The 6,976-nt window shown below is 72.5% G+C and carries 6 protein-coding genes; 3 read left to right on the plus strand and 3 right to left on the minus strand.

Translation table 11 applies throughout. The features are described 5' to 3' along the window. Positions 1 to 2: 2 nt before the first annotated feature. The 3 genes from AOK15_RS27765 to AOK15_RS27775 are packed head-to-tail and all read right to left on the minus strand — an operon-like array spanning position 3 to position 3,372. Positions 3 to 1,373: an alanine racemase gene (locus AOK15_RS27765; protein ID WP_338059931.1), complete on the minus strand. Its 1,371-nt coding sequence runs from the start codon at positions 1,371 to 1,373 to the stop codon at positions 3 to 5. Further along, positions 1,364 to 2,386, minus strand: a complete 1,023-nt coding sequence (locus tag AOK15_RS27770; RefSeq protein WP_079058743.1) for an ornithine cyclodeaminase — start codon at positions 2,384 to 2,386, stop codon at positions 1,364 to 1,366. The genes AOK15_RS27765 and AOK15_RS27770 overlap by 10 nt, the downstream gene beginning before the upstream one ends. Further along, complete coding sequence (locus tag AOK15_RS27775) at positions 2,383 to 3,372, minus strand: TauD/TfdA family dioxygenase (RefSeq protein WP_055521093.1); 990 nt, start codon at positions 3,370 to 3,372, stop codon at positions 2,383 to 2,385. The genes AOK15_RS27770 and AOK15_RS27775 overlap by 4 nt, the downstream gene beginning before the upstream one ends. A gap of 279 nt (positions 3,373 to 3,651) precedes the next feature. Here AOK15_RS27775 and AOK15_RS27780 point away from each other — a divergent pair, with 279 nt between their 5' ends. From AOK15_RS27780 to AOK15_RS27790, 3 genes are all read left to right on the plus strand, one after another. After that, entirely contained in the window at positions 3,652 to 5,187 is a 1,536-nt protein-coding gene (locus AOK15_RS27780; RefSeq protein ID WP_055521098.1) for an ABC transporter substrate-binding protein, read from the plus strand. Continuing rightward, positions 5,172 to 6,197, plus strand: coding sequence for an ABC transporter permease (locus AOK15_RS27785; protein ID WP_055521094.1), 1,026 nt, complete (start codon positions 5,172 to 5,174; stop codon positions 6,195 to 6,197). Before AOK15_RS27780 ends, AOK15_RS27785 begins: the two co-directional genes overlap by 16 nt. Then, positions 6,194 to 6,976, plus strand: a 783-nt coding sequence (locus tag AOK15_RS27790; protein WP_055521095.1) for an ABC transporter permease, incomplete at its 3' end; no start/stop codon positions are given. The genes AOK15_RS27785 and AOK15_RS27790, both read left to right, overlap by 4 nt.

The raw sequence follows: 6,976 nt of genomic DNA on the forward strand, positions 1-6,976 counted from the left end.
CCCTACGGGTGGCGGTCGAGACGCCAGCGGGGGCGGACGGTGGGGGAGTCGTGGGCCGGCGGTTCGACGACGACCTTGGGCGGCAGCGGCAGTTCGTGGAACGGGGACTCGTTGGAGTCCATCTGGTAGCCCGCCGTGTTCAGGTACACCAGCAGGTCGCCGGTGGCCGGGCGGACCGGGAAGGGGATCTTGCGCCAGGTCAGCAGGTCCGACTCCAGGCAGGTGGCGGCGCCCACACACGCCGGGTACGGGCCCGCGTCGGCGAGGTCCGCCCGGTCGGCGGGGACGACGACCGGGTCGGGCAGGAACTCGCTCTCGAACCACTGCTCGGACAGGCTGAGGCTGCTGCCGTCGACGGTGAGGATGTCGTAGCCGTCGCGTTCCTTGGCGCCCTGGACCCGGAAGACGCTGAAGCCCGCCTGGTCCAGCAGGGCCCTGCCCGGCTCGACGAGCAGCGTCACCCCCGCCTGGCGCACCAGGTCGGCCAGGCTCGACGTCTCGTCCGCCGGGGTCGAGGCGAGCAGGGCGGCGAGGGAGTCCGCGCCGGCGACGGGGGAGTGGTACGGGTAGTAGCCGGCGGAGAAGGTCTTGTTCCGGTGGAAGTGCTCGGGCCGGGTGCTCTCGTGGAAGCGGCGCCAGTCGTCCGCGGCCACGTAGTCCACCGCGAAGCCGCCGCCCACGCTGACCCGGTCGGCGCGCAGCCCCAGGGTGCGGGCGTGCGCGCAGAGCCGTACCGCCCGGGCGGCCAGGTCGGCCCGTTCCTGGATGGCGTAGCCGGAGAGGTGGAAGCTGAACCCCGCCATGTCCACCCGCTCGGTGCGGCAGCGGTCGAGGGCCGTCGCCGTCTCGGTGTCGTCCAGGCCGAAGCGGCTGTGCGGTTGCCCCGGCGGAAGGAGGCGCAGCAACACCTGTGCGGTGCGGTCCAGTTCGCGCGCCAGGGCGAGGACGCGGTCGAGTTCGTCGAGGGCGTCCACGGCGATCAGTGCCCCGTGCAGCACGGAGACCCGCAGCAGATGGTCGTCCTTGGCCGGGCCGGTGATCACCAGGTCGGTGCCGGGCACCCCGGCCGCGAGCGCCTCGCGCAGCTCCCCGTGGCTCGCCACGTCCACGCCGAGGCCCGCCACGGCGGCCCGTTCCACGAACACGGACGCCTTGTTGGCCTTCTTGGCGTAGTACACGCGGCCGTCCACGCCCGCCGAGGCGAACGCCGCCCGGAACGCGGCGGCGTTCGCGTCGAACCGTCGCGGCAACAGCACGTGGTAGGGGCCGCCAAGGCCGTGGCCCAGCTCGTGCAGGAGGGCGCTGCCGGGCGGTTCGAGGAGCGCGCGCACCTCGTCGGTGGTGTGGGAGGCGAGGGCGGTCGTCACGTCCACAGCGGCACCGCCGTGCCCAGGCCCTGGGCGAGCGCGAGCTGGGCGAACCGGTGGCCGAGGGCGATGTCGGTGACGACCAGCCCGCTGTTGTACGCGAAGATCCGCTGGCCCGGGTCCGTGCGGCCCTCGGCGCGGCCCGCGAGCACCTCCGGGAACTCGGCGTCGACGGAGCGGAGTTCGCCGTCGGCGTCGGCCATGTCGGTGCCGGTGACCCGCATCTGGGCCTCGCTGGTGGCGATGACGCGGTCGGCGGTGTGCAGGGTGGAGGGCGCGATGCCGTAGCCGATCAGCACCGACAGGGCGGACGGCCCCAGCCACTCGGCCTCGACGGAGGCGGGGGTGCCCGGTCCGGCGGTGGCGAGGACGACGTCCGCGTCCGCGGCGGCGGCCCGCAGATCCGTGACGATCTCCAGCTCCCGGTCGGGGAAGTACGCGTGGAGCTGCTCGCGCACGGCCCGGATGCCGTCCGGGTGGGTGCCGAAGAGCATCAGCCGCTCCAGGTCCGGCAGGGTGGTCAGCAGGAACGGCAGCGCGAGCCGGCCCTGGGTGCCGGTGCCGATGACGAGGGCGCTGCGGCTGTCCGGGGCGGCGAGCTCCCGGGCCAGCAGGGCGGAGACCGCCGGGGTGCGCAGGGCGCCGATGCGGCCGCAGTCGAGCATGGCGACGGGCAGGCCGGTCGCGTCGTCGTAGAGGGTGAGCGTCGTGTAGTAGTGCTGCTTGTCGCGGTCCTCGTGGAGGCCGTACTTGTAGGAGGTCTTGATCGCGACGACTCCGCGCACCCCGTCCCGGCCGAGCATCGCGTAGGCGACGGAGTGGCCGTCCTCGGGCTTGACGGTGAGCTTGCGCGGGTTGTCGGAGCGGCCGTCCGCCAGGGTGCGGTACGCCTGCTCCACCACGGAGACGACATCGGTCAGCGTGATGTCGATGCCGGCCACGTCGCTGGTGCTGAGGATCCGCAGGGTCTTGTCGTCGGGCGTCACGGCCGTCCCTTCCGGGGTGTCGATGCGGGTCATGCGTAGGCCTCCACGGCGGCCTGGCCGTAGCCGTGTTCCGACGTCTCGGCGGGCGGCCTGGTGCTGCGGCCCCCGACCCGCACAGAGGAACGTTTCAGCCAGCGGTCCGTGCCGTCGTAGCGGGCTTGGAAGGGGACCCGGCCGTGGACGACGAGGTCGTTGTCGACGACCAGGACATCGCCGGGGTTCAGGCTCACCGCGACGCTCACTCGGGCGAGTTCGCCCTCCAGCCGGGCATAGGCCGCCCGATGGTCCTCGGGCGCCTGGTCCAGCGGGGTGTAGGCGGGGTCGAAGCGCAGGGTCAGACCCTCCTCGGACGCCCACAGCGTGGGCACGGCCGGGGGCTCGCCCGCGTAACCCCGGGCCTCCTCGTAGGCGTCGTCGGGCAGGATCGGCAGCACCGGGCGGCTGAGCAACTCCACCTCGTGGTCGTCGAGTTCGACCTGGCGGATGCTGGCGGCGGTGGTGGCGACGGAGTCGTGGTTGCGCATGCAGCCGAGGACCAGCAGATGGGCCCGGCCGGGGTGGAACGCGTCCTCGGTGTGCGGGCTGAGCAGCACACTGCTGCTGGCGCCGGTCTGCTCCTGCTCGTGGCCGGGGGACGGCACGATGTTGTGGACGAAACGGCCTTCCTGCTGGCCCTCCCAGGCGATGGGGGTACCCATCACCGTCGAGAGCAGCAGCAGGACCACGTCGTATACGGCGCCGGCGTCACCGGCCGCCGACCAGTGGCCCGGTGTGGGACCGATCTCGGTGTCGTCCACGGGCAGGCCGCGCAGCACGAACAGGCCGTCGGTGGTGTCGACGGGACGGCACGCATGGTGTATCGCGTCGCTCAACGAGGCGGCCGCGGCAGGGACTTCGGCCAGCAGGCCGGGGTGGGTCGACGACCCGTCGTACCTGGCCAGGAGGGTGTGGGCGGCGGCGGTCAGTTCGGCCACCGAGTCAGGATCGAGCAGACGTACGGGTGCGGTTCCCGTGGGCATGGGTGACTGTCCGTTCCAGTGCGGGGGGTGCGGGGCGCGTTGCTGGTCTACGGGCATGGAGAAGAAGGCCCTCCGGAGCGGGCCGCGTGGTCGGTGCGGCGCCGGGAGCCCTGCTGAAACATAGCCAGCCCATAGATGACAGGCAAGGCTTACCTAAGTAGGATCTAGGTCACGCGAAGTCGGCCTTGTCACACAGGAGTTGCGCAAGGTAGGTAAGGCTAAGCAAATCTCGGTCAACTGCGGGAAAATGAGGAACACGTGGAGCTGACGCGACGTCACATGCTCTGGCTCGGCGGCGCCATCGGCGCGGGCGCCCTGCTCACCGCTTGCGGTGGGGGCGGCGACGAGGAGCCGAACGCGGCCGCCGGCGGCGGCTCCGCCGAACCCGTCAAGGGCGGCACCCTGCGGGTCGGAGCCCTCGGCAGGGCCGGCGCCATCACCCGGGACCCCCACGGCAGCCAGGCCAACGAGAGCGACTACCTCATCCTCAGCCTGATCTACGACACCCTGACCGTCCCCGGCACCAAGCCCAACACCGAGCCCCGCCTCGCCGCGAGCTGGAAGGCCTCGGACGACCTGAAGACCTGGCGGTTCACGATCGCCAAGGGCGCGAAGTTCCACGACGGGTCTCCCGTCACCGCCGACGACGTCGTCTTCTCGCTCAAGCGGCTGCGCGCCACCCCCGCCGGTGCCTCCCGGCTGCCCGGCATCCAGGCGAAGAACATCTCCGCCGACGGCACCGACACCGTCGTGATCGTCTCCGACTACGCCAACGCCGAACTGCCCCTGCTGGTCCGCCTCACCACCTTCGTCGTCCCCAAGGGCACCACCGACAAGAACATCGCCAAGGCCCCCGGCACCGGCCCCTTCAAGCTCGACTGGTTCCGCGGCGGCAACGCCCGCCTCGTCCGCAACGACGACTGGTACGGCGGCGACGTGCACCTCGACGCCATCGAGGTCAAGATCTTCGAGAGCCCCCAGGCGATGGCGAGCGCCCTGCTCGCCGGCCAGATCGACCTCGCCTCCAACGTCGGCGCCGTCGCCGCCCGCACGGCCGAGAGCCGGGGGGACATCAAGACCGTCCGCCGCCCCAACGACATGGCGATGCCCATCGTCCTGCGCACCGCCGACGGCCCGTTCGCCGACGCGAAGGTCAGGGAGGCGCTGCGCCTGGCCGTCGACCGCGAGGCCATGGTCAAGCAGGTCCTGTCCGGCTACGGCACCGTCGCCAACGACGTCCTCGGCACCGGCGACCCGGCCTACGACAAGAGCATCCCGCAGCGCACCCGCGACCTCGCCAAGGCCAAGCGGTTGCTGAAGGAGGCCAAGTTCGACACGTCGAAGACGTACGAGCTGTACACCACCGAGGACATCGCCGGCCTCGCCGAGTCGGCCACCCTCTTCGCCACCCAGGTCCGCGAGGCCGGCGTGAAGGTGAAGGTCGTCAAGCAGGAGTCCGCCACCTTCTGGGACAAGACCTGGCTGAAGGGCGACCTCTACACCACCTACTGGGGCACCAACGACTCGGTGGTCTTCTTCGCGAGCAAGACCATGGTCTCCGACAGCGGCACCAACGAGGCCGGCTGGAAGGACAAGGAGTTCGACACGGCCTACCAGAAGGCCATCGGCACCGCCGACGCGAGCGAGCGCACCGCACTGCTGAAGCAGCTCCAGCAGATCGAGCACGACAGCTCCGGGTACCTCCTGTGGGGCATGGCCGACGGCATCGACCTCGCCGGATCCAAGGTCAACGGGCTGCCCACGCTGCCCGGTTACGGCCGGGTCCAGCTCGAGCGGGCATGGCTGGCCCGTTGACCGCTGACACGGTCGCACCCGCCGGGCCCTCTCCCCAAGGGGAGAAGGCCCGGCGGGTGCGTGCTCCCCTCGCCCTGCTCGCCGCCCGGGTCGGTCTCGTCGTCCTGAAACGGGCGACGCTCCTCGCGGTGCTCCTCGCACTGGTCTTCGTCACCGTCGAACTGCTGCCGGGCGACGCCGCCGACGCCACCTCCGAGCGTGGGGAGAGCGCCGCCGACACCGAGGCCCGACGCAGACTCCTCGGCCTCGACCGGCCCGTCCTCGAACGCTTCCGGGACTGGATGAGCGGCCTGCCCACCGGCGACCTCGGGGTGTCGGCACGCGGTGAGAAGGTGAGCGACCTGCTGTCCTCGGCGTTCCCCAACACCCTCCTCCTCGGCGGCCTCGCCCTGCTGCTGACCGCCGTCGTCTCCCTCGCCCTCGGCTGCTGGGCCGCGCTCCGGCCCGGCGGACGCGTCGACCGCGCCGTCTCCGGCACCGCCACCGCCGTCCTCGCCCTGCCCGAGTTCGTGGTCGCCGTCGCCCTCGTCCTGCTGCTCTCGCTGTGGACGGGCTGGCTGCCCGCGGTCACCCTCACCGACGCCGACGGAACCCCCGCCGACTGGACCATGCTGATCCTGCCCGTGCTCGCCCTGACCGTCCCGCAGGCCGGCTGGAACGTACGCATCGTGCGCGCCGCCCTCGCCGACGAGGCCCGCGCCCCCCATGTGGAGACCGCAGTCCTCGACGGCCTGCCCCCGCACCGCGTCCTCACCCACCACGTCCTGCCCGGCGCCCTGCCCACCATCACCGCCGGCCTCGCCACCTCCACCGGCATGCTCCTCGGCGGCGCGGTCGTGGTCGAGACCATCTTCAACTACCCCGGCATCGGCTCGGTCCTGGCCTCCGCCGTGACCGACCGCGACAGCCCCGTCATCGCCGGCGTGACGGCCCTGTCGGGCGCGGTCGTCACCGGCGTCCTGCTGCTCGCCGACCTCGTCCGGGACATGACGGCGGGAGGACGCCGATGAGCGCCCGCACCCGCGCCGTCGCCCTGCGCGTCCTGCCCGCCCTGCTGCTGCTCACCCTCGCCCTCGCCGGGCCCTGGCTCGCCCCCCACCCCATCGACGCCCCCGTCGCCGTCCCGTACGCGGAACCCGGCGGCGACGCCCTGCTCGGCGGTGACCAACTGGGCAGGGACGTGCTGAGCCGACTGCTCGCAGGCGGCCGCGACCTGGTGCTCTCCTCGCTGCTCGTCGCCCTGCTGGTCACCGGCGGCGCCGCGGTCCTCGGCGCGATCGGCGCGCTGCGCCCGCGCGTCGGACGCCTGGTGGAACGGATCGCCGACGTGCTGATGCTGCTGCCGGCGGTGCTCGGCATCCTCCTCGTCACCCTGTCCTGGCCGGACGGCGGACGGTTCGCCGTGATCGCCGCCGCCGTCGTCCTCGGCGTGCCGTACGCGGTACGGCTCGCCGCCGGAGCCGCCGCGCCGGTGGCCGCCTCCGGCTACGTCGAGGCCGCCGCGGCGGGCGGCGAACGGCTGTGGCACCTCGTACTGCGCGAGGTCCTGCCCAACCTGCGCGCCACCCTGCTGGCCCTCTTCGGCCTGCGTTTCGTCGCCGCCGTCTACCTGGTCGCCACCGCCGGATTCCTCCAGGTGGGGCCCCAACCGCCCGCCGCCGACTGGGCGTTGATGATCCGGGAGAACTCCTCCGGCATCCTCCTCAACCCCTGGTCCGTGGTCGCCCCCAGCCTCGCCATCGGCCTGCTCGCCCTCTGCGTCAACCTCGCGGCGGCGGCCCTCGCCCCC

This window comes from Streptomyces ossamyceticus (genome assembly GCF_001418475.1).
Taxonomy (GTDB): domain Bacteria; phylum Actinomycetota; class Actinomycetes; order Streptomycetales; family Streptomycetaceae; genus Streptomyces; species Streptomyces ossamyceticus.